We start from the raw sequence: 25,643 nt of genomic DNA, 5'->3' as shown, positions 1-25,643 counted from the left end.
TCGATCGACCGTCACGGGCGGTGCAAGGGGTTGGGCACGGTGCCGTGCGTGACCGCGTGCGGGCGGTCCGGGCGGTCGCGGTAGCCGTCCTCGTACAGGCGGTTCCGGTTGAGGCAGAGCCGGTCGATCCGCTCGGTGAGCAGGTCGAACTGTTCGTGGCGGTTCTTCTGCTCCGGGAAGCGCGCCTGGTGGCGGAGGATTTCCGCCCGTACGAGGGACCAGAAGTCGCGCTCGGGTACGGCGAGCCGGTCCTCGCAGATCGCCGAGAGGTAGCGGAAGACGCCGACGAACAGCCCGGAGTGGATGAACTGGGTGAGGTAGGACGGCGGCTCGGTGAGCAACGCGGCACGGACCTCATCCGGCATGGAGGCGTGTTCGGGGAGCGGTGTGCGGCTGATGTTGATGTCGTCGACGAAGTCCTTGACCGCGAGGCGCACCGGCACGTCCCGCTCGTCGAAGATCACGATCGTGTTCTCGCCGTGCGGGGAGAACACGGTGCCGTAGCGGTACAGGAAGTGGAGCAGCGGGGGCAGCAGGGTCGCGAAGAGCCGTTGCAGCCAGACCGCGGGAGCCAGGCCGGAACGGGCGACGAGTTCGGCGGCGAAGGAGCGACCCCGCAGGTCCGTGTGGAGGAGGGAGGCCAGGGTCCGGGCGCGCTCCCCCGGGGCGAGTCGGCCGGTCAGGGGCTCGCGCCAGATCGCTCCGAGGAGCTCCTTGTACTGGTACGGGACCTCGGGGAGGCGGTCGTAGACCGGGTGGCGGACCGTGACGGAGGCGACCTCTCCCAGCAGGATCACGCGGCACTCGTCGCGGAGGAAGGGGTCGCCGTCGCGGAGCGAGTGGATCCAGGCGGTGACGGCCGGGGCCGCGAGGGAGAGATCGCTGGGCAGGCCGCGCCAGACCATCGTGTTGAACACGGACAGCGGGAGTTTCACGCTGTGCCGGTCGGGACGGGTGAGGTTCAGGAAGGTGCGGATCGACTGCTGCGGGAGTCTCAGGTCGGGGTCCGCGGGCAGCGGCACGAGGGTTCCGGAGGCGAGGGCGGGGGCGAAGAGGGGGAGCACGATCTCGTCCCATTGCCACGGGTGGACCGGGAAGTAGAGGTAGCGGACCGGGTCGAGGCCCCGGTCGCGCAGAACCCGGTCGAAGCCGGCTCTGGTGACGGGGTCGAGTTCGGCCGAGTGGAGGCGGGCGGGGTCCTCCAGGCCGGCGGTACCGCGGTACTCGGCGAGGGAGGTGTGGGCCGCGAGCCACGGGAGTCGCTGGGGGGTACGGGCCTCCGGGGCCCAGGCGGCGGCGTCCGAGGCGGCCCATCCGACGCGCCCCTTGTTGAGGACGAGCCACGGATGGCCGGTCTGGTGGCCTTCGAGCGCGGCGTATTCGAGATCGGCCAGGACATCGGCGGTGAGCGCATGGTGATCGAGGCGGGCGTCGGCGGCGAGGGTGGCGCTGAGCTCGCGGATGAGGTGCCCGAGAGTGGGGCCGTCGAGGCGTAGGAGGGCGCGGGCGCGGACCAGGAACTCGTACGGGTCCCCGAAGGCGACCGGGGGCTGCGGGGAGGGCGCGGGCGGGGTGAGGGTGAGGGTGTCGGGGGCGACCTGCCAGCTGCCGTAGGCGCGGCGGCGGGCGCGGAAGCCGAGGGTGCTGCCGTCGTCCAACGTCAGGGTCCATGCGTCGCCGGCGGCGGCCGGGGTCGGAACCGGGCTGACGATCTCCTCGTACGCGAACTCGCCGAGCATCTTCGCCAGGAGCCGGCGGGCGGCGAAGTCCCAGGTGGGACGGTTGAGTTCCGGTGGTGTGCCGGGGCGTTCGGGCGACGACGGCAGGGCGGGCTCCATGGAGTCCGGGGCGGCGGGAAAATTCGACACGGAACTCCTCGATGATCGGGAACTTTGCTGCGTCGCGCAGAGTTTTCGAAGGGAGAGGTGTTGCTGGGGATCCTTCAGAGGAGGTTGCGCAGCCCTCGCTCCCGGAACATCAGGGCGGCGCGCTTCTCGGGGAGGTCGACTTCCGCGGCGTAGCGGAAGCCGGCGGTCAGGAAGGCTGACACGGAGGGGGTGTTGGTGATGTCCGGTTCGGCGATGACGCGCGTGCACCGGGGTTGGTTGTCGAGGACGAGGTCGGCGACCGCGCGCAGCAAGGTGGCACCCAGGCCACGGCCGCGGTTCGTGCCGTCTCCGATGAGCAGGTGGAGACCGGTGTCGTGGGGCTGCGCCGCGTAGTACTGGGACAGGGGGTCGAGATCGGCTCGGTAGATCTCCCAGTAGCTCATGGGCGTGCCGTCGAGGAGGCCGATGCAGGGGGTGCTGTGGCCGTCTCCGTCGAGTTGGGCGCGCAGGTGGGCGGCAGTCACGTCGGCGGGTCCGGCGAGGTCCCAGTAGGCCGCCACCTCAGGGTCGTTCATCCAGCGTGTGAGGAGTTCCAGGTCCCTTTCCGGGCGCACGGTTTCCAGGCGGAAGGCACCGACCGGGGTGGCTGCCGCACCCCATCCGGCCGGGGAGTCGAGCAGGTCGGCCTCGGCGAGCAGAGGCAGCAGTTCGACGGCGAGCCGGCGTTCGGGAGCCGGCGAGGGGGCCGGTACGGCGAAGGACAGGGAACCGGTGGGGGCGTCGGTGGAGGGCATCGGCTCTTTCCGGGTCAGTGGGCGCGTCAGTTGTGGAGGGGGTTGGTGATGGTGACGTAGACGGACTGGGTCTCCACGGGGCCCACCAGCTCGTCGAGGCCACCGAGGCGGGTGAGCAGGTTCGCCTTGCAGCGGAGGGTGGGTGAGTCCAGCAGTTGTGCGGGCAGCGGGCCGAGGTGTGCGGCCTTGCCGAGGAATCGGCGGAACGCGGCGAGGAGCACGCGTTCGTCGGCCAGCCCTTGGGCGCCGAAGGCACCGATGAGGCCGAGCACGTTGTTGATGCCGAGGTAGTAGGCGAAGCGTTCGTCGGTGACGGCGTCGGGAACGAAGGTGTCGCTGGTGCTGCCGATGCCGGGGAGTCGATGTTCCAGCTCCGTGCGGCGGGAGTCCCGGAAGTAGTAGCCCTGGTTGTCACGGAAGCGACCGCCCATGGGCCAGCCGGCCGGGTCGAGGATCACCAGAGTGTTCTGCTGGTGCGCTTCGAGGGCGATCCCGGCGAGTGCGTCGAAGGCGAGGATCGGCAGGACGACGTGGTCGAGGTAGCGCAGGAACCACTCCGTGGACGCGGCCGAGGTGGACCGTCCGGTGGTGGCGGCGAGACGAAGGACGATGTCGGCGAGCCGGGACCGCATGGTGGTCCGGCCCGGCCAGGGACGGGGGGCGGTGAGTGCGGCGATGCAGACGGCGTCGTCGTCGGGGCGGAAGGGGTTGTGGCGCAGGAGGGCGTCAAGTCCTTGGACGGGAGAGCCGTCCAGGGCGTTGACGGCGACCCAGGCGGGGTCACGGACGATGTCGAATCCGGGGTGGGCTGCCTGCCACTGCTCGGCGAGGCCCGTGCGGAGCAGCCGGTGGACCTCGACACCGCGGTGGAGTTCCTTGCGGAGGTTCTCGCGGCGGGAGTTGGTGATGCGCAGGCCCAAGGAGAGCTTGAGCATCGCGGCGCTGCCGGGGCGGTGGACGGTACGGACGGAGGAGGTGGGGTACCAGGGTGCGCCGTGCGGACCAAGATGGGTGAGGAGCCCGGCGTCGCGCAGGGCGGCGACAGCAGGGCGCTGGAGGAGGTCGTGGGCCTGCCAGGGGTGCAGCGGGAGCGCGGTGGTGCCGACGGGAAGCGGGAGGCCCGGGGCGAGGCGGGCGAGGAGTTGGGGGGCGGAAACGGGACGGCCTCGTTCGGTCCAGGCGGAGTCGGTGGCGAGGGCGGCCGGCGCGACCGCGAACCAGTGCAGGGGGAAGGAGCCGTGGAGTTCGGGTGAGTAGCGCCGTACGTCGGCCTCGGAAAGGCCTTCGCGGCTCTTGGGGTCCGGTTGGAGGGGGTGACCGAGCAGGAGCGACTGCTCGGCGGTGAGGAAGCGGTCCGTGTCGATGGGGGCGGGGGCCGTGGGCCGGCGGCGCCGATCGGCGATGAACTCGGCCGTGCGCCGCACCGAGTCCGCGACACGGCCCACGAGGTCGACACCTGCGCGGCCGTTGCCCTCACGGGCGATCAGGGCGGCGAGGGTGACTGCGTCCAGGGCGGGAGCCGTGGCGGGGGCGCCTTCGATCCGGGCGGGTGCAAAACGGTGCCAGCCTGCCCGGGACCAGTACCGGACGGGAACGAGCAGGGTGGCGCCTGATGCGGGGAGGGGGACCCGGAGCAAGCTTCCGGGGGGCCCGTCGGGACGGCCGATGCCGCTCTCACGGACCCAGCACCGCAGCAGGTTCTCCACCGTGGCGGCATCGGCGGCGACGGCCGGGTCGGTGTGGTCCAGCAGGTCGGGCGACCCCGCCGGGTCGGACAACACCGGCCCGACATCACCCACCCGATCCCGAAGCACCCCTTCCATCTGCCGCGGCACCCCCACCGCGCGCACCGGCTCCGCTCCGCCCCCGGGAATGCGGGCCTCGCCGGGGACGGGGTTGGGGTTGGGAGTGAACGGGGTGGAGGGGGTGGCCATGTTCTTGGCAGCCGGTGGCACTGCGGGGGCGGAGCCAGTGACGGCTGCCGAGGCTGCGGGCGCTTCGCCGCCGGAGGCGGGCTGCGTCGCGGGGGCGGGCTGCCTCGCGGGGGCGGAGGACGGCATGACGGAGGGGAGCTCCGCGGCGGGGGCGGCGGGCTGACGGGCGGGCGCCTCGCCGGAGGCGGGCGCTGCGGCACGGGCGGGCTCTGCCGCGGGGGTGGCCGCATCCGCGAAAGCGGGCGGCGCCATGGGGGTGTTGGCCGCTGAGACGAGCGGCATGCGGGTGAGGGCCACTGGCGGCACGGCAGGCGCTTCGCCGTGACGGAGCTGCGGGGTGAGGGCATGCCGCGTCACCGTGTGCGGTTCCGGGCTGGAGGCCGACTCGGAGACGGCGTGCCGCTCCGGGTCGGAGGCCGATTCCGGCGGAGCTTGCGGCTCGGGGGCAGGAAGGACCGCCCCCGGGGGAACGGGCTCCACGTCGGAGGTGGTCGCGACCACGAGTGCGGGCTCCTCTGCGAGGGCGGGTGGGGTGGGCAGGCCACGCGGCAGGGCGGGCTCGCGAACGGCAGCCGGCTCTGCGGCAGCCGGCTCTGCCGGGGGGACGGGGAATGCGGGTGGCGTTCCGGCGACCGGCTCGCCCTGGTCGTCCAGTACGGCCCTCACCGCTCGGGCTGCTTCGGCGTCCAGGGGTGCCCCCACCGCTCGGGCCGCCTGCCCATCCTGCACATCCTGGCGGTCGAGCTCATCCGGGCCGGGCGGGGCGTCCGGTGCGGCCGGGTCGTCCGGTGCCGCCGGGTCGTCCGGTGCGGCATGGGCGGCTCGCGTTTCCTCCACGGCCGAGGAGGCCCGGGCGTCCTCCGTGTCCCGGGCTGCCTCCCTGCCCGGGGCGGTCCGGGCTGCCTGCACGGACTGCCGGGACGGGACGTCCCCGGCCCGTCGACACTCGGGGTGCGGAGCCGCATCGGGTACTGCCGGGCGGGCGGCGGTCTCGTGCGGTGGCACCTCGTCCGCTCCGATCAGGAACGTCGGAGGTTGCGGGGCCGGCAGGGTCCAAGGGGTTCCGGCCGAGGGAGTACCGGCGGTCCCGGTGGCGGGCACCGAGGGTCCGGATTCCGGGTGGGGCGGGGCCGGGTGGGGCGCGGCGGGGCGGGACCAGGCCCTCCCGCCCGACGGGGTCCCGTCCTGAGGCGTCCCGGTCGCAGCGGACAGCACCGGACCGGGGAGCAGCTCCGTCGCCGGGAGCAGCCCGGCACCGGAAGCCGAAGTGGCGGGGGACGGGCGGTTGCCGCCCCTTGCAGGTGCGGGTGGCTCCTGGGCGGCCACCGACGACGTGGGGGAAGGCTGGGGCTCCCCCGCCCAGAACGACAGGGCTCCGGAGGAAGGAAGACCGGCGGACGGCTGGACGCCCTCGCCCGGTGACGCGGCAGCCCGGACGGGGACGGTCGGCGCCGGGCAGGCGACCGGTTCCACCGCCCAGGAGGCCAGGGCCCCGGAAGACGGCACGTCGTCGAGCCCGCTGGTACGGGACCCGGCGGGCTCGACGAGCGGGGTGCGAGGCGCCGTCGGCACGGCGGCCACCGACCCGGCAGCGGGCCCCGCAGGCTCCGGCCGCAGTACCGGGTCCGTCTTCCCCGCAGGGTCCGGCCGCCGCACGGGGTCCGGCCGCAGCGCAGGGGCGGTAAGACGCAGCGCAGGGGCGGTGGTGGGCCCGAGCGGGAGGGAGGGGGCGTCGCCGCCGGGGACTGGGGTGGGGAACGGGTCGGGCATCGTCGGGGTCCTTCGCGTGCGGGTCAGTGGGGGCGGCGGGCCGCGGCGGGGACTGCGTCCGCGAGCCGGTCCAGGACGGCCGCCGCCTGCTCGTCGGTCAGGGTCAGCGGGGGCAGCAGGCGGACGACGCTGGAGTGCCGGCCGCCGAGTTCGACGATCAGGCCGCGGTCCAGGCACGCCTGGCGCACGGCGGCGGCGAGGTCGGGTGCGGCGGCGCCCGTTTCGGGGTCGACGAGTTCGATGCCGATCATCAGGCCGCGCCCGCGGACGTCCCCGACGCAGGAGTGGTCGGCGGCGAGGCCGCGCAGCGCGGCCAGCATCCGTGCGCCGAGGACGGCCGCGCGTTCGGCGAGGCCGTTGCGGCGGACGTGGGCCAGGGTCGCGGTTCCGGCGGCCATGGCGAGTTGGTTGCCCCGGAACGTCCCGGCGTGCGCGCCCGGCGCCCAGACGTCCAGTTCGGCCCGGTAGACGATGACGGCCAGCGGCAGGCTCCCGCCGATGGCCTTGGACAGGACCATCACGTCGGGGACGATGCCGGCGTGGTCGACGCCCCAGAAGGCGCCGGTGCGACCGACCCCGGTCTGGACCTCGTCCGCGATCAGCGGGATGCCCCGGGCTGTGGTGATCTCCCGCATGCGGCGCAGCCAGCCGTCGGGGGCCGGGTGGACCCCGCCCTCCCCCTGGACCGGCTCCACGATCATGCCGGCGGGGGCGGGTACCCCGCCCTTGGGGTCGTCCAGCAGGTTCTCGGTCCAGTGCGCGGCGATCCGTGCGCCTTCTGGTCCACCGACGCCGAAGGGGCAGCGGTAGTCCTGCGGGTAGGGCAGTCGGGTCACCCGTACGTCGGTGGCGTGCCCGGAGGCGTCCAGGGCTCCGGCCGTCATGCCGTGGTAGGCGCCGGTGAAGGTGAGCAGGCCGGTGCGTCCGGTGGCGGCGCGGACCAGTTTCAGTGCGGCTTCGACGGCGTCCGTACCGGCGGGTCCGCAGAACTGGATGCGGGCGTCGGCCGCCAGTTCGGGCGGCAGGTTCGCGAAGAGTTCGGTGGTGAACGCGTCCTTGACGGGGGTCGCCAGGTCGAGGACGTGCAGCGGTGCCCCGGAGTCGAGGACTCCTCTGATCGCTTCGAGGACGACGGGGTGGTTGTGCCCGAGGGCGAGGGTGCCCGCACCGGAGAGGCAGTCGAGGTAGCGCCGACCGTCGGCGCCCTCGATGGTCAGCCCGCGGGCGCGGACGGGAACGATGGGCAGGGAGCGGGCGTAGGTGCGGGCGGCGGATTCCCGCAGCGCCTGTCTGCGGAGGATGCCCTCCGCAAGGGCCGGGCCCCGGCTCCCCTGGGTCGGCACGGAGGCCGCTGCTGCGGCCGGCTCGGTCAAGGCCACGACTGTCGGTCCTCCCGCACGGAATTCCCTTCCGGATTGCGTCTCGAACATGAACGCTGGTGCACCATCCCCCGTACGTACCAACGACGGGGGAGGCCACGGATCACGGGTGGCCCGAAGATCCTTGGCCGCGATCGGACAAGACCGGGGACCGCGAACGGGAGGAGGGGAGGCCCATGACGGACCGGAGCCGCAGGAACCGCGGACCCGGGGACCGCCGTCCTCAGAGGCGGCGGCATAGTGGGGGGCTGCACGGCACCCCGATTCATTCCGCTTCAATACCTCGAAACACCAGGGGGACTGACGACATGCGACCGAACCGACCGGTCACCGCGATCCTGTGCGTGGCCGCGCTCGCGCTGACCGCCGCGGCCTGCGGACCCGGCGACGGGGAGGCCGGCGGCGACGCCAAGCCGACCGTGGCTGTGAACCTGCCTTCCGGCGCCCCGGACGGGATCAAGATCCCGGACGAGCTCAAGGACAAGCTCAAGCAGCACGGCTTCGACCTGGAGAAGTGGAAGGGGGGCGAGTGGAAGAACTGGCAGAAGGACGACTGGCTCCGCGAGGCGGGCGACTACATCAACCCGATCATCGAGGGTCTGTGGGACCCGGACCGGATGCGTGACGCGGAGCAGCCGCAGCGTCCGGCCGTGGATCCGGACGCCGGCAAGGACCAGGGCGTCACCGACCCGACCCCCGCCGCGGTGACGGCGAAGCCCGCCGCGACTCCGTACCACTCCAGCGTTCCCGCGTCGGGCAAGGTCTTCTTCGACGGTCCCGAGGGTTCGATGGTCTGCTCGGCGACCGTGGTGAAGGACCCCGCCCACCCGGGCAAGTCCAACATGGTCTGGACGGCGGGCCACTGCGTGCACGCGGGCAAGGCGGGCGGCTGGTACCGCAACATCGCCTTCGTTCCGTCGTACAACAACGCGGGCAAGCCGTCCGCGGCGCTGAAGGGCGCGCCGCGCGAGCAGGTGGCTCCGTACGGCGTGTGGTGGAGCGACTGGGCGCAGACGTCCGACCAGTGGATCGCCACGGGTGGTCCGACGGGCGGTGCGGGTGCTCCGTACGACTTCGCGGTGCTGCACGTGACGCCGGAGAAGGGCAGCGGCAAGTCCTTGGAGGAGACCGTCGGCGCGGCGCTTCCGGTGGACTTCGCGGCTCCCGCGGTGGGGAAGGTCGCGAGCATCACGGCGACGGGTTACCCGGCTGCGGCCCCGTTCGACGGGCAGAAGGCGTACCAGTGCGCGGACAAGCCGGGGCGTCTGACGTTGAAGGCGGCGGAGCCGGTGATGTACCGGATCGGCTGCACGATGACGGGTGGTTCCTCGGGCGGCGGCTGGATCGCCGCGGGCGCGGACGGCAAGCCGGCGCTGGTGTCGAACACCTCGATCGGTCCGGCGAAGGCCGGCTGGCTGGCGGGACCGCGGCTGGGGCCGGAGGCCAAGGGGATCTTCGACGCGGTGAGCGGCAAGTTCAAGTAGGACGGTCCGCCGGGCCGGTCACCACCGGCCCGGACCACGGGCGTGTGACGCGCGCACAGGGAAAGCGGACGTGGGTCACCTGCCCACGAACGACGTGAGCGGGACACGCGCCCGACGGACGTGGGGCACGGGGCCCGCGGCCGACATGACGGAGGGCCCCCGCCGAAAGCGGGGGCCCTCCGTCATGCGTGCGGCGCGTGCCGCGTTGCCGTTACTGCTTCGCCGGTACGTACGGCGCGAGCTCCGCCGCCAGTTGCTGGTGGACGCGGGCCTTGAGCAGGGTGCCCTCCGGGGTGTGCTCCTCGGAGATGACCTCGCCCTCGGCGTGCGCCTTGGCGACGAGCGAACCTCGGGTGTACGGCACCAGGGCCTCCACCTCGACCTCGGGCCGGGGCAGTTCGGCGTCGATGAGCGCGAGGAGTTCCTCGATGCCCATGCCGGTGCGGGCCGAGACGGCGATGGAGTGCCGCTCGATGCGCAGCAGGCGCTGCAGGACGAGCGGGTCCGCCGCGTCCGCCTTGTTGATCACGACGATCTCGGGCACGTTGACGGCGCCGACCTCGCGGATCACCTCGCGGACGGCCGCCAGCTGCTCCTCCGGCGCCGGGTGCGAGCCGTCCACGATGTGCAGGATGAGGTCGGAGTCGCCGACCTCCTCCATCGTGGAGCGGAACGCCTCGACGAGGTGGTGGGGCAGGTGCCGGACGAAGCCGACCGTGTCGGCGAGGGTGTAGACCCGGCCGGACGGGGTTTCGGCGCGGCGCACGGTCGGGTCGAGGGTGGCGAACAGCGCGTTCTCCACCAGGACGCCCGCGCCCGTGAGGCGGTTGAGCAGTGAGGACTTGCCCGCGTTGGTGTAGCCGGCGATGGCGACCGAGGGCACCTTGTTGCGGCGCCGTTCCTGCCGCTGGATGTCACGGCCGGTCTTCATCTCGGCGAGTTCCCGGCGCATCTTCGCCATCTTCTCGCGGATGCGGCGCCGGTCGGTCTCGATCTTGGTTTCACCGGGGCCGCGGGTGGCCATGCCGCCACCGCCGCCGCCACCCATCTGCCGGGACAGCGACTGACCCCAGCCGCGCAGTCGCGGCAGCATGTACTGCATCTGCGCGAGTGCGACCTGCGCCTTGCCCTCTCGGGACTTGGCGTGCTGGGCGAAGATGTCGAGGATCAGGGCGGTCCGGTCGACGACCTTGACCTTGACGACGTCTTCGAGGGCGATCAGCTGTCCGGGGCTGAGCTCGCCGTCGCAGACGACGGTGTCGGCCCCGCTCTCCATGACGATGTCGCGCAGTTCGCGGGCCTTGCCGGAGCCGATGAAGGTGGCCGGGTCGGGCTTGTCGCGGCGCTGCATCACGCCGTCGAGGACGAGGGCGCCCGCGGTCTCGGCGAGGGCGGCGAGCTCCGCGAGGGAGTTCTCCGCGTCCTGCACCGTCCCGGAGGTCCAGACGCCGACGAGGACCACGCGCTCCAGGCGGAGCTGGCGGTACTCGACTTCGGTGACGTCCTCAAGTTCGGTGGAGAGGCCCGCGACGCGACGCAGGGCCGCGCGCTCGGAGCGGTCGAACTGGTCGCCGTCCCGCTCTCCGTCGATCTCGTGGCTCCAGGCGACGTCCTCTTCCATCAGGGCATCGGCCCGAAGGCTCTCGGTGAAGCTCTGCGGGTCCCGCACGTTCTGCGGGTCCTGCGGGTCCTGGGAAGGGGAAGAAGAGGAGGTCATTGGATCCTTACGTCGATTCGAATGCGTCGCGCCGGCCGCGGTGGGAGCCGTTGCCGGGCCTGTCCGGCGGGGCCCGGCCGGCTATGGCCAAAGGTACCGCCGCGCGTGACATCACACTGTCACGTGCAACGCGTCACCCCGCCCGGTGATTCCCCGGGAAGGTGTTCCCCGGTTCCCCTGACGGCCTCGTCGATGGTGACATGCCCGTTCCTCGCCCGTCATACCGTTTTCCCACCGCCCGGTAATCGAGCCCTTACCGGCTACCGGCGCCCTTGCTCCCCGACGCCGCCGGACCGCTCCACTCCGGGTGTCCGGGCATGGGCGGGGTCTTCGCCCCGTAGAGCCACGGCTCCAGGAAGGGGCCGACGTCCCGTCCGGCCTCCTGTGAGGCCAGGCGTACGAAGTCGGCCGTGCCGGCCACCCCGTCCTTGTGCTCGGAGACCCAGCGGCGCTGGATGCGGTCGAAGGCGGCCGTGCCGATCTCCTGCCGCAGGGCGTACAGGATCAGCGCCGAGCCGTCGTAGACCACGGGCCGGAACAGTCCGATCTTCTCGCCGGGGCCGGAGGCCTTCGGTGCCGCCGGCGGGCCGCCCGCGGCCCGCCACTGGTCGGAGCGCTGGTACGCCTCGCGCATGCGGCGCTCCAGGGAGTACTTGCCGAGGCCGTCCGCGTACAGGGCCTCGTACCAGGTCGCGTGGCCCTCGTTGAGCCACAGGTCGGACCAGGTGCGCGGGCTGACGCTGTCACCGAACCACTGGTGCGCCAGTTCGTGGACCATGACGGCCTCGACGTACCACTCGGGGTAGCCGGCCCCCGTGAAGAGCCCGTGCTCGAAGAGCGAGAGGGTCTGCGTCTCCAATTCGAATCCGGTGGTGGCCTTGGCGATCAGCACCCCGTAGTTCTCGAAGGGGTAGCGGCCCACCCGCTCCTCCATCCAGGCCACGTGTCCCGGGGTCTTCTTCAGCCAGGGCTCCAGCTTCTCCCGGTCGGCTGCGGGCACCACGTCGCGCAGGGGCAGCCCGTGCGGGCCGGTGCGGTGGACGACGGCGGACCGGCCCACGGAGACCTGGGCCAGTTCGGTGGCCATCGGGTGCAGGGTCCGGTACGTCCACTCCTTGGCGCCGCCGGCCCGGGCCGCGGGCAGGGCGCCCGGCACCCCGTTGGCCACGGCGGTGAGCCCGGCGGGGGCGGTGATCCGGAAGGTGAACCAGGCCTTGTCGGCGGGGTGGTCGTTGCAGGGGAAGACACGGTGCGCGGCATCGGCCTGGTTGGCCATGGCCAACCCGTCCTCGGTCGGGACCCAACCGCCGTCGCCGCGTCCGCGCGGGTCGCTGGTGTGCCGGACGGTGATGCGCAGCGGCCCGCTCGCCGGCACCGCCCGAGCGGGCGTCAGTACGAGGTCCTCCCCGACGCTCTCGAACCGCGCCGGCTCCCCGTTCACCTCGGCCGACGCCACCGTGCCGTGGGTGAAGTCGAGGTTGATCCGCTCCAGCGGCTCCAGGCTGCGGGCTTCGATGACGGTGACCGCGTCCAGGGGGCTTCGATTGTCCTTGTACGTGAAGGACAGGTCGTAGGAGAGGACGTCGTACCCGGGGTTGCCGAGCTCCGGGAACAGCCGGTCGCCGATGCCCAGCGCCTGTGGCGGGGGCAGCACGGCGGCGACGAGGGTGAGGGAGGCCGCGGCCAGCAGGGCGGCGCGCAGGCGCGGGGAGGTGAGCTGCATCCACCACCGCTTACCAGCGGCGGACCCCGATCCGCGCGCGACGCGCGATGCGACCACCCGAACGAGGCGCTCCCCCCGGAGACCGGCCCATGCGCGCCCCGGCGCGCGCTCCCCCTCCCCCTCAAGCCCGCGCTACGCGCGGCGGACGTCGTAGACGCCCGGGACGTCCCGCATGGCGCGCATCAGGGCGGCCAGTCCCGTCGCGTCGGGCAGTTGCAGCGTGTACGAGTGCCGGACCCGCTGCTCGACGGGCGGTTCCACGGTCGCGGAGACCACCTCGACCCCTTCGCGGGCGATGGCCTCGGTCAGGTCGGCCAGCAGGTGCGGGCGGCCGAACGATTCGGCGAGGAGCGTGACCCGGCAGTCCGCGGTGGCCCGCCAGTGCACGGCGACGGCCGTGCGACCCACGGACCGCATCTGGGCGACGGCCGGACAGTGCACGCGGTGCACGGTGACGGCCCCGCCCCGTACGAGGAACCCGGCCACGGCGTCCGGCGGTACGGGCGTGCAGCAGCCCGCGAGGCGCACGGTGGCGTCCGGCAGGTCGGCGACGGCGTTGCCACCGCCGCCGCGCGCCCCGACGACGGACAGCGGGGCGCGGGGGGCCGCGGCGGCGGGACCGGCACCGTCCGGGTGGGATTGGAGCCAGCTGCTGATGGCGATCCGGGCGGCGGGGGTCCTGGCGTGGTCCAGCCAATCGGCGGCCGGCCCGGAGGAGGCGTCCTGGGCGAGCAGCAGTTGGACGGTGTCCCCGTCGGACAGCGGGGACGAGAGGGAGGCGAGGCGCCCGTTGACCCGGGCGCCGATACAGCCGTGGGCCGCCTCGCCGTACTGGGCGTAGGCGGCGTCGATGCAGGAGGCCCCGGCGGGCAGGCTCATCGTGCTGGAGGTGCTGCCGTCCTCGCGGTAGACGGTGATCTCGCGGTCCTGGGCGAGTTCGGCGCGCAGGACCGTCCAGAAGGTGTCGGGGTCGGGCGCGGACTGCTGCCAGTCGAGGAGCCGGGACAGCCAGCCGGGCCGGGTGGGGTCGACCCGCTCCTCGTCGCAGTCGGCGGGCTCGCCGGTGGCGTACGGATTGCCGAGGGCGACGACCCCGGCTTCGGCGACGCGGTGCATCTGCCGGGTACGGACGATGACTTCGGCGACGTAGCCCTCGGGGACGGCGACGGCGGTGTGCAGCGACTGGTAGAGGTTGAACTTCGGTACGGCGATGAAGTCCTTGAACTCCGAGACCACGGGGGTGAAGCAGGTGTGGAGCTCCCCCAGCACGGCGTAGCAGTCGGCGTTCTCGCCGACGAGGACGAGGATCCGGCCGAAGTCGGACCCGCGCAGTTCGCCGCGGCTGCGCGAGATGCGGTGGACGGACACGAAGTGCCGGGGCCGTACGACGACTTCGGCGGTGACGCCGGCCTCGCGCAGGACGGCGCGCACGGAGTCGGCGATGGCGGGGAGCGGGTCGGCCTCCCCGGCGTGGGCGGCGATGAGCGCCCGGGTGTGCTCGTACTCCTCGGGGTGCAGGATCGCGAAGACGAGGTCTTCCAGTTCGGTCTTCAGGGCCTGCACGCCGAGCCGTTCGGCGAGCGGGATGAGGACGTCCCGCGTCACCTTGGCGATGCGTTCCTGCTTCTCCGGGCGCATCACGCCGAGGGTGCGCATGTTGTGCAGCCGGTCGGCGAGTTTGATGGACATGACGCGGACGTCGTTGCCGGTGGCGACGAGCATCTTGCGGAAGGTCTCGGGTTCGGCCGCGGCGCCGTAGTCGATCTTCTCGACCTTGGTGACGCCGTCCACGATGAAGCAGACCTCGGCGCCGAACTCCTCGCGGACCTGATCGAGGGTCACCTCCGTGTCCTCGACGGTGTCGTGGAGGAGGGAGGCGGTCAGCGTCGTCGTCTCGGCGCCGAGTTCGGCCAGGATGAGGGTGACGGCGAGCGGATGTGTGATGTACGGCTCACCGCTCTTGCGCATCTGACCGCGGTGGGAGGTCTCCGCGAGCAGGTAGGCGCGCCGCAGAATGGAAAGATCGGCGTCCGGATGGTGGGCGCGGTGGGCCTCTGCCACGTGTCCGATCGCGTCCGGGAGCCGGTCGCGGGACGTGGGCCCGAGCAGGGCCGCCCGGCCGAGCCGCCGCAGATCGAGCCGAGTCCGGCCCCGTCTGCGCAGCTCAGGACGCACTTCGGCATGTGCTTCGGGGTTCGTGGCCTCTGCACTCATGGGCACCTCCGGCGGCTTCGACCGGCGGTGGCGGGCATGGGGTGAGCCCTCAGGGCCGGTGCCTGATGTTACCGACCCCACCACGTGGCGCAGTCCACCTCTCGCTCAGCGTGAAACGGATCACCCATGAGAGGGAATCTTCAGGCGAAAGCCGTTTCGGTGAGCCAGGTGGGTTCGAACTCTCCGGAGGCGACGATGACGGCCGGTCCGGTCATGTCGATCCGCCCGTCGGGGTGCTCGGTGATGACGAGGGTTCCACCGGGCAGGTCGACCGTGTAGGAGGCCGGGTCGCCGGTGACGGCGGGGTCGACGCCGTCGCGCCGGATGGCGGCGACGGCGACGGCGCAGGCACCGGTGCCGCACGAGCGGGTCTCGCCGGAGCCGCGCTCGTGGACGCGCATCGCGACGTGGCGGGGGCCGCGGTCGACGACGAACTCGACGTTGACCCCGGTGGGGTAGGCGCTCGCCGGGCTGAACGGCGGGGCCTCGAAGAGGTTCCCGGCGTCGTCGAGGCTGTCGACGAAGGCCACGGCGTGCGGGTTGCCCATGTTCACGTTCCGCGCGGGCCAGGAGCGGTCGCCGACGGAGACGGTGACGTCGCCCTCGGGGAGCTCGGCGCGGCCCATGGAGACGGTGACGTCACCGGTCTTGTCGAGGTGGACCCGCTTGACGCCGCCGCGGGTCGCGACGGCGAAGTCGCCGGGCTCGATGTGGCCGGCGTGGTGGAGGTAGCGGGCGAAGACGCGCACGCCGTTGCCGCACATCTCGGCGATGGAGCCGTCGCTGTTGCGGTAGTCCATGAACCACTCGGCCTCGTCGGCCAGGTGGGCGGCGTCGGGGTGGGCGGCGGACCGCACCACGTGGAGCACGCCGTCCGCCCCGATGCCGGCCCGCCGGTCGCACAGGGCGGCGACGGCGGACGCGGGCAGGTCGATGGCGTTGTCCGGGTCCGGAACGATCACGAAGTCGTTCTCGGTGCCGTGACCCTTGAGGAAGGAGAGGGTGGTGTGCGTCACCAGCTCATGGTACCGAGGCGGTGTCCGCGACGTCGGGCGGGATCGGCGCGCGTCGGCCGCGGGGCGCGGACGTCGTCGTCGCACCCCGGGCCCCGGCCCTCGGTGGGGTGTGACGAGTGACGAGGGGCCCCAGGGCTGTCCCGTGGTCCTCGGTGCGCCCGCCGGGGCTCAGCGGAGCCGGGCCACCCGGAACACCGCGAGCGCCACGACGGCCAGCGCGAGCAGCCCGTACAGCGCGGCCATCCGCCAGTCGGGGCGGCGGCCGCTGCCGCGGGGCGGGAGCCCGGGCCAGGAGTAGCCGACGCGGCGGGCGGCCATCATGCCCCAGCCTCCGGCGCAGCAGCAGATGAGGAAGCCGAGCATGGCGACCACGGCTCCGCCGTCGCCGAACTCGAAGGCGAGGGGGAACGCGAACATCAGGGACCCGGAGGCGGCCAGGATCACGATGGGGGCGATCTGCCAGAGGCGCAGGCGGCGCTGCGGGCGCAGCTCGACCTCGAACTCGGGGCCGGAGACGTCCTCCGCGCCGGCCTCGGGGGTGTCGGGGCCGTCGGGGGTCAGCCGTGCGGGATCGGCGGGCAGACCGAGCCCATCGGGGGCGTCCGGTCCTCCCGGCGCGTCGGGGTCGGTGGCCCCACCGGTCCGACCGGGCCCGCCGTGCAGCATCGGGTCCGCTTCCCGCCCGGTGTCACGAGGGCCGGCATCCATGGCCACGCGCCCTCCCCACTCGGACTTCGTACGTCACTGTTCAGAAGTTTGATGATGGCACGGTCCCGGGCTCCCGACGGGCGCGCGGGGCGTCCCGATGCCATCACGTGATCAGGCTGTGACCGCTCGTTCGACCAACGACTGCGCGAGTCCGGGGAGTTCCCCGCGGTCCGCGACGGCCCCGCTGAGCCAGTGCACGCGGGGGTCGCGGCGGAACCACGAGTCCTGGCGGCGCGCGAAGCGCTTGGTGGCCCGTACGGTCTCGGCGCGCGCCTCGTCCTCGGTGCACTCCCCCGCGAGGGCGGCGAGCACCTGTTGGTAGCCCAGCGCGCGGGAGGCGGTGATGCCGTCGCGCAGTCCACGGGCCTCCAGGGCGCGGACCTCGTCCACCAGGCCCGCCTCCCACATCCGGTCGACGCGCAGCGCGATCCGCTCGTCGAGTTCGGGGCGGGCCACGTCCACGCCGATCTGAACGGTGTCGTAGACGGAGTCGTGGCCGGGCAGGTTCGCGGTGAAGGGTTTGCCGGTGATCTCGATGACCTCCAGGGCCCGGACGATCCGGCGGCCGTTGCTGGGCAGGATGGCGTGGGCGGCGGCCGGGTCGAGGGCGGCGAGGCGGGCGTGCAGGGCTCCGGGGCCGCGCAGGGCGGCCTCCTCCTCCAGCCGGGCCCGCACCTCGGGGTCGGTGCCGGGGAACTCCATGGCGTCGAGGGCGCCGCGCACGTAGAGCCCGGAGCCGCCGACGAGCACCGGCGTGCGGCCCTCGGCGAGCAGCTTGTCGATCTCGGCACGGGCCAGGCGCTGGTACTCGGCGACGCTGGCGGTCTCGGTGACGTCCCAGATGTCGAGGAGGTGGTGGGGGATGCCGCCGCGTTCCCCGGTCGTCAGTTTGGCGGTGCCGATGTCCATCCCACGGTAGAGCTGCATGGAGTCGGCGTTGACGACCTCGCCGTCGAAATGGCGGGCCAGGGCGACGCCCAGGTCGGACTTTCCGGCCGCGGTGGGACCGACGACGGCGATGACCCGCGGGGCGGGGGCTGCTTTCCTCACCGACACAGTCTCTCAGCCCCCGGTCAAGGCGCGGTCGTGTACCCGATCGAGCGACGTGACGGGATCGCGACGTGGTCGTTGCCTCCAAGAGGTTCCGGCCCGGTGCATGCCTTGCGCGCACCGGGTGGAGGCCGCTTCGGCCGGGGCGGAACTTCACTCCCCCGCGTAACGTTAGAGGAGCAGAGATGGGCGTTTTCAGCCGCTTTTTTGGCCGTAAGGACGACGTGGTGACCGAGACGGTCACGGCCGAGGCCGACCCGGCGGGAGCGCCGGCGGCTGAGACCGGACCGGCCGCACCGGCCGAGGAGGCCGGGACGGCGGCCGGGACCCCTGCGGCGGAAGCCGTGGAGATCCCGAAGCAGCAGTCGGCGGAGGCCGCCGCGGACAGTGAGGCCGGCGAGGGCGCCCGCACGTAACCGTTCACCACTGGAAGGTGACCCATGGGCCTGCTCGACAACCTCAAGGCCAAGCTCGCTCCGGCGAAGGACAAGGTCGGCGACCTCGCGCAGCAGCACGAGGGGAAGATCGGCGAGGGACTGGACAAGGTGGCCAAGGCCGTCGACTCCAAGACCAAGGGTAAGTACAGCGGCCAGATCACGAGCGGTACGGGCAAGGCGAAGGACGCCCTGGGCAAGATCGCGCACAAGGACGACACCCCCGGCGGGCCGACGCCGCCGGCGGCGCCCCCGGCGCCTCCTGCCGCTTCCTGACGCGGTGCGCGAAGGGGGCGCGGTACCGAACCGGTTCCGCGCCCCTTCGGCGTGTACGTCGAGGTGTGCGCCGGGATGCCCGGCGCCGCGGTCTCAGGACCAGGCGGCGACGAAGTAGCCGACTCCGTACGGGGCGTCCTCGTACAGCAGGCGGCCGTCCAGGTCGGCGGCCTCGGCGGCGCCGGCGAGGACCTGCCAGGGGGCGCGCCCGGCGGCCTGCAGCTCGTGGGCGAGTTCCGCGTCGAGGGCCGCGAGGGCCGAGGTGTCGGCCCGGCCGAGGGCCTGTGCGGCGGCCTCGTCGAAGGCGGCGGCCCGGTCGTCGAGGTATCCGGGGGCCTTCAGCGTCCGGCAGGCGCTGCCGTCGCCCATGACGAGCAGCGCGACGCGTTCGTCCCGTGCGGCGAGGGTCCGTCCGGCGTCCAGGCAGCGTCGCGGTTCCATCCGTCCGGCGACGCCGAGGCCCTCCACCGGGGCGGCGCCCCAGCGGGCCCGCTCCAGCAGCCAGGCTCCGACGGCCAGCGAGGGGGGCAGCAGGCGCGGCCCTTCGTCGCCCGCGCCGAGCTGGACGTCCGCCGGGACGCCGAACCCTCGGAAGGAACCGCGGGAACCCTGCGGGTAGGGCCCGAGGTGGTCCTCGTCGGCGGCGCCGACGACGATCAGCAGGTCGGGCCGGGAGGCGGCAAGCACGGCCAGCGCGTCCGAGCAGGCGGTACGGGCGGCCTCCAGTTCGGCGGCGGCCCCCGCGGCCACCTCCGGCACGAGGAGGGGTGGGGCGGGGCAGACGGCGGCGGCTACGAGCATGATCCGCAGCCTAGCCGCCCGCGGCGTCCGACGGTCAGTCGATCGCGCAGCCGGAGGTGGCGACGGGCAGCGGCGCCGGGACGCCCAGGGTGGGGATCCCGAGCATCACACCGGCCGGCTGGGCCGGGGCGGCGTTGCGCTTCTCCCAGGCGTCTCCGGCGCGGGTGCGGCGCACGGTGCGGGTCGGGCCCTCGGCCAGGAGGTGGTGCGGGGCCGCGTAGGTGATGTCGACGGTGACCACGTCGCCCGGGCGGACCTCCTGCTCCGGCTTCGTGAAGTGGACGAGGCGGTTGTCGGGGGCGCGCCCGGACAGGCGGTGCGTGGCGCCGTCCTTGCGGCCCTCGCCCTCGGCGACCATGACCTCAAGGGTGCGGCCGACCTGCTTCTTGTTCTCCTCCCAGGAGATCTCCTCCTGGAGGGCGACCAGGCGCATGTAGCGGTCCTGGACGACCTCCTTGGGGATCTGCCCGTCCATGTCGGCCGCGGGGGTGCCGGGGCGCTTGGAGTACTGGAAGGTGAAGGCGTTCGCGAAGCGGGCCTCGCGGACGGTGTGCATCGTCTGCTGGAAGTCCTCCTCCGTCTCACCGGGGAAGCCCACGATGATGTCGGTGGAGATCGCGGCGTGCGGGATCGAGGCGCGGACCTTTTCGATGATCCCGAGGAAGCGCTCCTGCCGGTACGACCGGCGCATCGCCTTGAGGATCGGGTCGGAGCCGGACTGCAGGGGCATGTGCAGCTGCGGCATCACGTTCGGGGTCTCGGCCATGGCCGCGATCACGTCGTCGGTGAAGTCGCGCGGGTGCGGGGAGGTGAAGCGGACCCGTTCCAGGCCCTCGATCCGCCCGCAGGCGCGCAGCAGCTTGCTGAAGGCCTCGCGGTCGCCCAGGTCGGAGCCGTAGGCGTTGACGTTCTGTCCGAGGAGGGTGATCTCGGAGACGCCCTCGGCGACCAGGGCCTCGACCTCGGCGAGGATGTCGCCGGGACGACGGTCCTCCTCCTTGCCGCGGAGCGCCGGGACGATGCAGAAGGTGCAGGTGTTGTTGCAGCCGACGGAGATCGAGACCCAGGCGGCGTACGCGGACTCGCGGCGGGTCGGGAGCGTGGAGGGGAAGGCCTCCAGCGACTCGGCGATCTCGATCTGCGCCTCTTCCTGGATGCGGGCGCGTTCCAGGAGGACGGGCAGCTTGCCGATGTTGTGGGTGCCGAACACGACGTCGACCCAGGGGGCCCTCTTGACGATCGTGTCGCGGTCCTTCTGCGCGAGGCAGCCGCCGACGGCGATCTGCATGCCGGGGCGTTTCGTCTTCATCGGGGCGAGCCGGCCGAGGTTGCCGTACAGCTTGTTGTCGGCGTTCTCACGGACGGCGCAGGTGTTGAAGACGACCACGTCGGCGTCGCCGTCGCAGCCCTCGGGGGCGCGCGTGTAACCGGCGCCCTCCAGCAGACCGGACAGCCGCTCGGAGTCGTGCACGTTCATCTGGCACCCGTAGGTGCGCACCTCGTACGTTTTCAAAACTGCAGCCTCGCCCTCGACACTCACCCCACAAGGGTAAGGGGTGGTCCCGGGCCGCCGACTCGGCAGCGGTCGACGGGCCGGCCGGGGCCGGTGCGGGCCCGGTGGGAGGCGGCCCCGCCGTGACAGGACGCCGGGCGGGTGGCAGGATCGCCGGCATGCCCCTCCTCCCGACCACCGCCGGCCGGCGCCGCGCCCTTCGGGGCCTGGTGGCGGTACTGGCCGTGCTCGGGGCGCTGCTGTGGTGGCTGCGGCCCTTCGGCGAACCGGAGCTGGAGGGGGAGCTCACCTTCAGCTCGGGCGTCCGCACCGGCGTCTACCACCGCTACGGGCAGCTGCTGGAGGAGGCGCTCGCGCAGGACATGCCCGGGATGCGGGTCCACCTGGAGACGAGCGAGGGATCGCAGCAGAACCTCCAACGGGTCGCCGCGGGCCAGGCCGACTTCACCGTGGCGACGGCCGACGCGGTCTCCAAGTACCGCCTCGACGGCAAATCGGGCGCGGAGCGGCTGCGCGGCTGCGCGCGGCTGTACGACGACTACGTACAGCTGGTCGTGCCCGCCACGTCGCCGGTGCAGTCGGCCCGGGACCTGCGGGGCAAGCGGGTCGCGATCGGCCAGGACGGCTCGGGGGTGCGGCTGATCTCGGAGCGCCTGCTGACGGCGGCCAAGCTGAATCCGACGCGGGACATCACCCCGGTCGCCATAGGGATCGACACCATGCCGGCCGAGCTGGAGGCGGGCCGGATCGACGCCTTCTTCTGGTCGGGCGGACTTCCGACGAGCGCCGTGCGGGAGCTGTCGGAGCGGTTCGAGATCCGGCTCGTGCAGCTGGGCGACCTCGTGGAACAGCTCCAGGCGGGCGGGAGCCCGGCGCGCTACTACCGGGCCGCGGTGATGCCGCAGGACGCGTACGCGCGGGCCCGCAACACCTCCGCGGTGGCGACGGTGGCCGTACCGAACCTGCTGGTGACCCGGGAGGACACCAGCCCGGAGCTGACCGAGCAGTTCACCCGGACGGTGATCCTCAGCCGGGACCGGATCGGGAGCGCGGTGCACGCGGCGCAGCTGGTCGACCTGCGCACGGCGATCTACACGGACCCGCTCGACCTGCACGAAGGGGCCCGCCGCTACTACCGGTCGGTCAAGCCGTAGCCCCTGCGTCGGCCCCGTCGGGCGTCAGGCGGTCGGCAGCAGCATCATCGCGGCGGCGGCCGCGCCGATCAGGCCCGCGTCGGTGCCGAGGGTGGCCGGGACGACCTTGAGGTCCTGGACGAAGCCGAGGGTGGCGTACGAGGCCAGGTGCCGGCGGACCGGTTCGAAGAGGGTGTCGCCCGCGGCGGCGACCCCGCCCCCGATGACGGCTATGTCGGTCTCGACGAGCGTGGCGGTTGCCGCGATGGCGGCGGCGAGTGCCCGGCCCGCCCGGTCGAATGCGGCCAGGGCGACGGGATCGCCCGCCGCGGCGGAGGCCGCGACACCGGCCGCCGTGGGATCGGGTCCGGTCCAGCCCTGGGCGAGGGCCCAGCGCGCGATGGCGGTGCCCGAGGCCAGGGATTCGACGCAGCCGTGGCCGCCGCAGACGCACCGTTCCCCGTCGAAGGCGACGCTGATGTGGCCGATGTGGCCCGCGTTGCCGGTGGGACCGGGGTGGAGCTGGTTGTTGAGGACCAGGCCGCCGCCGACGCCGGTCGAGACGACCATGCACAGGGCGTTCGTGTGTCCCCGTGCGGCGCCCAGCCAGTGCTCCGCCGCGGTCATGGCCACGCCGTCGCCCGCCAGGACGGTCGGGACCGCGGCGCCGCGGGCGGCGAGTTCGGCGCCGATCCGGGCCTGTACGGGGAAGTCGCGCCAGGCCCCGATGTTGACCGGGCTCACGGTGCCGCGGGTGGTGTCCACGGGGCCCGCGCTGCCGACGCCGCAGCGGACGACCTGTGGCCACAGGTCGGCTTCGGACAGGTCGGCGATGACCTCGCCGACGGCCGCCATCACCGCGTCGGCGTCGGCGCCGCGCGGGGTCGGGCGGCGGGTCGCCGCCGTCATGGTGCCGTCGGGGTGGACCAGCGCGCCGGCGATCTTCGTGCCGCCGATGTCGATCGCCACGGTCGGACCGGTGGCCGCGGCGGCCGTGCGGGGCACGGGGAGGGCTGGGGTGGGAGTGGTCACGGTGGCGCTCCTGGAAGGGGTCGGTTTTCAGTATGCGGCTGCCGGCGGGGCCGTACTCCCGCGGGGTTCCAGTCGGGGCAGCTCGCTGTCGCGGACGCGGGGCGCCGATCCGGCGAGGACGGCGAGGAGTTCCTCGGCGGCGAGCCGGCCGAAGCCCGCGGTGTCGCGGACGAGCGCCGTCAGCCGGGGGTGGGTGACCCGGCACAGGGCGGAGTCGTCCCAGGCCACGATCGACAGCCGGCCGGGCACGTCGATGCCGAGCTCGGCGGCGACCGCGCTGCCGGCCACCGCCATGACGTCGTTGTCGTAGACGAGTGCCGTGGGCGGTCGCGGCCGTGCGAGGAGCCGGCGGGTGGCGGCTGCGCCCTCGGTGTCGGAGTAGTCGGTGGTCACCGACTCCACCCCGTCCCCGGCGAGTCCGAGCCGCAGCGCCTCGGCGCGCAGCGAGGTGATGCGCCGGGCGGTGTGGGCGAGTCCGGGCAGGCCGGCGACGTGCGCGATCCGGCGGTGGCCGAGGGCGTGCAGGTGACCCATGACGTCGGCCATGGCGCGGGCGTCGTCGGCCCGGACGACGGAGAGGGCGGACCCGCCGGTGCGAGGACGACCGGGGCCGACCGTTCCGGGAGCGACCCCGCCGGGGCCGAGCCCGCCGGAGGCGACGTCCTCGGCGTCGACCGCTCCGGGGGCGACCCCGGCGACGCCGGCCTCGCCGGGGTACGCCTCCGTGCTGCCGCCGATCATGACGGCGGGCAGGCCGAGCGCGGTGAGCAGTTCCGGCCGGGGGTCCCGCGTGCGGGGGTCGACGACGAGGACCCCGTCCACCCGGCGCTCGGCCCACCAGCGGCGGTGGACGGCGCACTCGGCTTCGATGTCCTCGACGACCTGGAGGAGGAGGGCCGTGCGGCTCGCCGCGAGCACTTCCTGGATGCCGGAGACGAGTTGCAGGAAGAAGGACTCGACGCCGAGGGTGTGCGCGGGCCGGGCCAGGACCAGCCCGACGGCGCCGGAGCGTTCGCCGGAGAGGGCACGGGCCGCACTGTTGGGCTGCCAGCCGAGTTCCTCCGCGACCCGCCTGACCCGGGCGCGGGTGTGGTCGGACACCCCGGGCCGGTCGTTGAGCGCGAACGAGACGGCGCTCTCGGACACCCCGGCCCGGCGGGCGATGTCCTTGATGGTGGGTCTGCGGGCCATGCCTGCCTCATCCCTCGGTGCCGTGGACTGCGATGGGCGGACGGTACGCGATCCCGCCCCGGACGGGCTCCGACACCCTCGGCCGTGAAAGTCGCCCGGGACGTCGGACGATCGGCCTGTTCCGCTCTCCCCATTTCCCGTTCCTTTCGGATCCGACGCATGCGCTAAACCGCATTAGTCCCGACCTCCCCATCCGGCACCGGACCACCGCCAACGGGACCGGAACGCGGGAGCCGTGGCGCGACGAACACCGACGACCCTGCCGTCGAGGCCCTGTTGACTTTCCGCGACGGCACACGGCAGTTTGGGGCGTCCGGTGAATTCCGCTGAACTCCGGGACTTTTCATGCCGCATGCCCCGCGCACCCTCCGCTTCGGCGCGAATTACACCCCGACCCGGGGTTGGTTCCACCACTGGTTGGACTTCGACCTCGACGAGGTCGGCGCCGATCTCGACTCGGTGGCCGGGCTCGGCCTGGACCACGTCCGGGTGTTCCCGCTGTGGCCGCTGTTCCAGCCGAACCGCACCCTGATCCGGCCGCGCGCCGTCGAACAGCTCGTCGCGCTCGCCGACGCGGCGGCCGCCCGCGGGCTCGACGTCGCGGTGGACGGGTTGCAGGGGCACCTGTCGAGCTTCGACTTCCTGCCGTCATGGACGGCGACCTGGCACCGGCGCGGCTTCTTCGACGATCCGGACGTGATCTCCGGCCAGGCGGAGTACCTGCGCACGCTGGCCGCCGCCCTCGCCGACCGGCCCAACTTCCTCGGCATGACGGTCGGCAACGAGATCAACCAGTTCGCCGGGGACCCGCACCCCGACCCCGACCGGATCTCCCCGGACGGAGCCGGGCGCTGGCTGGAACGCATGCTGGCCGCCTGTGAGGAGGGCGCCCCGGGCCGGTTCCACCTGCACGCCGAGTACGACGCCGTCTGGTACCGGGACGGGCACCCCTTCACCCCCGCCCAGGCGGCGCGGCTGGGCGGGGCCACCGCCGTGCACTCCTGGGTGTTCAACGGGACCGCGCAGCGGCACGGTCCCGCGGGGGCGGCGACCGAACACCACGCCGCCTACCTGATCGAGCTGTCCAAGGCCTGGGCGGTGGACCCGCGCCGCCCGGTCTGGCTCCAGGAGGTCGGGGCGCCCTCCCCGCTGATCGGGCCCGAGGACGCCGTTCGGTTCACCGAGGCCACCCTGGAGAACGCCCTGGACTGCCCCGAGGTGTGGGGGGTGACCTGGTGGTGCTCGCACGACGTGTCCCGCGAGCTCGCGGACTTCCCCGAGCTGGAGTACGGGCTCGGCCTGCTCACCAACGACCGCCGGGTCAAGCCCGTGGGCGCGGCCCTCGCCGGGATCGCCCGGCAGTGGCGCGGCCGTGCGCACCACCCCGCGCCCCGGTCCACCGCGCTCGTCCTGGACGCGGGCGGGGTGCCGCGGGCCCCGGACCGTTCGGTGTGCGCCCCGGGCGGCGCGTTCTTCGAAGCGTGGGTATCACTGGCCGCCCGGGGGGTGCGCCCCGCGGTGGTCCTCGCGGAGCACGCCGGGGACGCGGCGTACCTGTCCGCGCGCGGCGTCACCGAAGTGCTCCGCGTACCCGAGGTGACCTGACCCGGCCGAACCCGACCACTCCGCCCTCGGGCGGATCCGG

The 25,643-nt window shown here is 73.3% G+C and carries 19 protein-coding genes; 5 read left to right on the top strand and 14 right to left on the bottom strand.

Going from position 1 to position 25,643, the window contains the following annotated elements:
• Positions 1 to 11: 11 nt before the first annotated feature.
• The 4 genes from ACZ58N_RS30205 to ACZ58N_RS30190 form a co-directional block, all read right to left on the bottom strand.
• Positions 12 to 1,868, bottom strand: a complete 1,857-nt coding sequence (locus ACZ58N_RS30205; protein WP_471166169.1) for an IucA/IucC family protein — start codon at positions 1,866 to 1,868, stop codon at positions 12 to 14.
• A gap of 74 nt (positions 1,869 to 1,942) precedes the next feature.
• On the bottom strand, positions 1,943 to 2,623 hold the full coding sequence (locus ACZ58N_RS30200) for a GNAT family N-acetyltransferase (protein WP_471166166.1): 681 nt from the start codon (positions 2,621 to 2,623) through the stop codon (positions 1,943 to 1,945).
• A 26-nt stretch (positions 2,624 to 2,649) separates the two neighbouring features.
• Positions 2,650 to 4,557, bottom strand: coding sequence for an IucA/IucC family protein (locus ACZ58N_RS30195; protein WP_471166320.1), 1,908 nt, complete (start codon positions 4,555 to 4,557; stop codon positions 2,650 to 2,652).
• 1,793 nt (positions 4,558 to 6,350) lie between these two features.
• A complete protein-coding gene (locus ACZ58N_RS30190; protein ID WP_471166163.1) occupies positions 6,351 to 7,706 on the bottom strand; it encodes a diaminobutyrate--2-oxoglutarate transaminase family protein in 1,356 nt (451 codons plus the stop codon).
• A 308-nt stretch (positions 7,707 to 8,014) separates the two neighbouring features.
• On the opposite strand from ACZ58N_RS30190, the gene ACZ58N_RS30185 reads away from it, so the two are divergent.
• Positions 8,015 to 9,190 (top strand): trypsin-like serine peptidase, encoded by a 1,176-nt coding sequence (locus ACZ58N_RS30185; RefSeq protein WP_471166161.1) that lies wholly within the window; start codon positions 8,015 to 8,017, stop codon positions 9,188 to 9,190.
• Positions 9,191 to 9,401: 211 nt separating this feature from the next.
• On the opposite strand, the gene hflX is transcribed toward ACZ58N_RS30185, so the two are convergent.
• From hflX to miaA, 6 genes are all read right to left on the bottom strand, one after another.
• Positions 9,402 to 10,907: a GTPase HflX gene (gene hflX, locus ACZ58N_RS30180; RefSeq protein WP_471166158.1), complete on the bottom strand. Its 1,506-nt coding sequence runs from the start codon at positions 10,905 to 10,907 to the stop codon at positions 9,402 to 9,404.
• A gap of 253 nt (positions 10,908 to 11,160) precedes the next feature.
• The gene (locus tag ACZ58N_RS30175; protein WP_471166155.1) at positions 11,161 to 12,630 is read right to left on the bottom strand and encodes a M1 family metallopeptidase; all 1,470 of its coding nucleotides are present in this window, start codon (positions 12,628 to 12,630) and stop codon (positions 11,161 to 11,163) included.
• A gap of 132 nt (positions 12,631 to 12,762) precedes the next feature.
• Entirely contained in the window at positions 12,763 to 14,844 is a 2,082-nt protein-coding gene (locus ACZ58N_RS30170; protein WP_471166152.1) for a RelA/SpoT family protein, read from the bottom strand.
• Positions 14,845 to 14,984: 140 nt separating this feature from the next.
• On the bottom strand, positions 14,985 to 15,860 hold the full coding sequence (gene dapF / locus ACZ58N_RS30165) for a diaminopimelate epimerase (RefSeq protein WP_471166150.1): 876 nt from the start codon (positions 15,858 to 15,860) through the stop codon (positions 14,985 to 14,987).
• A 168-nt stretch (positions 15,861 to 16,028) separates the two neighbouring features.
• Positions 16,029 to 16,568, bottom strand: coding sequence for a hypothetical protein (locus ACZ58N_RS30160; RefSeq protein WP_471166318.1), 540 nt, complete (start codon positions 16,566 to 16,568; stop codon positions 16,029 to 16,031).
• Between the two features lie 111 nt (positions 16,569 to 16,679).
• Positions 16,680 to 17,618, bottom strand: a complete 939-nt coding sequence (miaA, locus tag ACZ58N_RS30155) for a tRNA (adenosine(37)-N6)-dimethylallyltransferase MiaA (RefSeq protein ID WP_471166147.1) — start codon at positions 17,616 to 17,618, stop codon at positions 16,680 to 16,682.
• Positions 17,619 to 17,845: 227 nt separating this feature from the next.
• Here miaA and ACZ58N_RS30150 point away from each other — a divergent pair, with 227 nt between their 5' ends.
• Both ACZ58N_RS30150 and ACZ58N_RS30145 read left to right on the top strand, forming a co-directional pair.
• Complete coding sequence (locus ACZ58N_RS30150; protein WP_471166145.1) at positions 17,846 to 18,034, top strand: gliding motility protein; 189 nt, start codon at positions 17,846 to 17,848, stop codon at positions 18,032 to 18,034.
• Between the two features lie 24 nt (positions 18,035 to 18,058).
• Positions 18,059 to 18,328: an antitoxin gene (locus ACZ58N_RS30145; RefSeq protein ID WP_471166142.1), complete on the top strand. Its 270-nt coding sequence runs from the start codon at positions 18,059 to 18,061 to the stop codon at positions 18,326 to 18,328.
• 93 nt (positions 18,329 to 18,421) lie between these two features.
• Here the strand turns inward: ACZ58N_RS30145 and ACZ58N_RS30140 are convergent, their stop codons facing one another.
• Together ACZ58N_RS30140 and miaB are read right to left on the bottom strand one after the other, a co-directional pair.
• Positions 18,422 to 19,129, bottom strand: a complete 708-nt coding sequence (locus ACZ58N_RS30140) for a class III extradiol ring-cleavage dioxygenase family protein (RefSeq protein ID WP_471166139.1) — start codon at positions 19,127 to 19,129, stop codon at positions 18,422 to 18,424.
• A 34-nt stretch (positions 19,130 to 19,163) separates the two neighbouring features.
• A complete protein-coding gene (gene miaB / locus ACZ58N_RS30135) occupies positions 19,164 to 20,642 on the bottom strand; it encodes a tRNA (N6-isopentenyl adenosine(37)-C2)-methylthiotransferase MiaB (protein WP_471166137.1) in 1,479 nt (492 codons plus the stop codon).
• A gap of 158 nt (positions 20,643 to 20,800) precedes the next feature.
• Here miaB and ACZ58N_RS30130 point away from each other — a divergent pair, with 158 nt between their 5' ends.
• The gene (locus ACZ58N_RS30130; RefSeq protein WP_471166135.1) at positions 20,801 to 21,796 is read left to right on the top strand and encodes a TAXI family TRAP transporter solute-binding subunit; all 996 of its coding nucleotides are present in this window, start codon (positions 20,801 to 20,803) and stop codon (positions 21,794 to 21,796) included.
• A gap of 24 nt (positions 21,797 to 21,820) precedes the next feature.
• Here ACZ58N_RS30130 and ACZ58N_RS30125 read toward each other — a convergent pair whose 3' ends face one another.
• Together ACZ58N_RS30125 and ACZ58N_RS30120 are read right to left on the bottom strand one after the other, a co-directional pair.
• Positions 21,821 to 22,807, bottom strand: coding sequence for an ROK family protein (locus tag ACZ58N_RS30125; protein ID WP_471166132.1), 987 nt, complete (start codon positions 22,805 to 22,807; stop codon positions 21,821 to 21,823).
• Positions 22,808 to 22,834: 27 nt separating this feature from the next.
• Positions 22,835 to 23,998 (bottom strand): LacI family DNA-binding transcriptional regulator, encoded by a 1,164-nt coding sequence (locus ACZ58N_RS30120; RefSeq protein WP_471166130.1) that lies wholly within the window; start codon positions 23,996 to 23,998, stop codon positions 22,835 to 22,837.
• A 345-nt stretch (positions 23,999 to 24,343) separates the two neighbouring features.
• On the opposite strand from ACZ58N_RS30120, the gene ACZ58N_RS30115 reads away from it, so the two are divergent.
• The gene (locus ACZ58N_RS30115; RefSeq protein ID WP_471166127.1) at positions 24,344 to 25,603 is read left to right on the top strand and encodes a glycoside hydrolase 5 family protein; all 1,260 of its coding nucleotides are present in this window, start codon (positions 24,344 to 24,346) and stop codon (positions 25,601 to 25,603) included.
• The last annotated feature ends 40 nt before the right edge of the window (positions 25,604 to 25,643 follow it).

This window comes from Streptomyces sp. NPDC040432 (assembly GCF_055595445.1).
This window is presented reverse-complemented; position numbering and strand designations above follow the sequence as displayed.

Excerpts from the sequence above, each read along its gene's own strand:
- ACZ58N_RS30160 (WP_471166318.1), bottom strand. The coding sequence starts at position 16,568 with ATGGATGCCGGCCCTCGTGACACCGGGCGGGAAGCGGACCCGATGCTG.
- ACZ58N_RS30130 (WP_471166135.1), top strand. The coding sequence starts at position 20,801 with ATGCCCCTCCTCCCGACCACCGCCGGCCGGCGCCGCGCCCTTCGGGGC.
- ACZ58N_RS30195 (WP_471166320.1), bottom strand. The coding sequence starts at position 4,557 with ATGGCCACCCCCTCCACCCCGTTCACTCCCAACCCCAACCCCGTCCCC.
- ACZ58N_RS30170 (WP_471166152.1), bottom strand. The coding sequence starts at position 14,844 with ATGAGTGCAGAGGCCACGAACCCCGAAGCACATGCCGAAGTGCGTCCT.
- ACZ58N_RS30140 (WP_471166139.1), bottom strand. The coding sequence starts at position 19,129 with ATGCTCGTAGCCGCCGCCGTCTGCCCCGCCCCACCCCTCCTCGTGCCG.
- ACZ58N_RS30115 (WP_471166127.1), top strand. The coding sequence starts at position 24,344 with ATGCCGCATGCCCCGCGCACCCTCCGCTTCGGCGCGAATTACACCCCG.
- ACZ58N_RS30175 (WP_471166155.1), bottom strand. The coding sequence starts at position 12,630 with ATGCAGCTCACCTCCCCGCGCCTGCGCGCCGCCCTGCTGGCCGCGGCC.
- ACZ58N_RS30200 (WP_471166166.1), bottom strand. The coding sequence starts at position 2,623 with ATGCCCTCCACCGACGCCCCCACCGGTTCCCTGTCCTTCGCCGTACCG.
- ACZ58N_RS30120 (WP_471166130.1), bottom strand. The coding sequence starts at position 23,998 with ATGGCCCGCAGACCCACCATCAAGGACATCGCCCGCCGGGCCGGGGTG.
- ACZ58N_RS30185 (WP_471166161.1), top strand. The coding sequence starts at position 8,015 with ATGCGACCGAACCGACCGGTCACCGCGATCCTGTGCGTGGCCGCGCTC.
- hflX (WP_471166158.1), bottom strand. The coding sequence starts at position 10,907 with ATGACCTCCTCTTCTTCCCCTTCCCAGGACCCGCAGGACCCGCAGAAC.
- ACZ58N_RS30145 (WP_471166142.1), top strand. The coding sequence starts at position 18,059 with ATGGGCCTGCTCGACAACCTCAAGGCCAAGCTCGCTCCGGCGAAGGAC.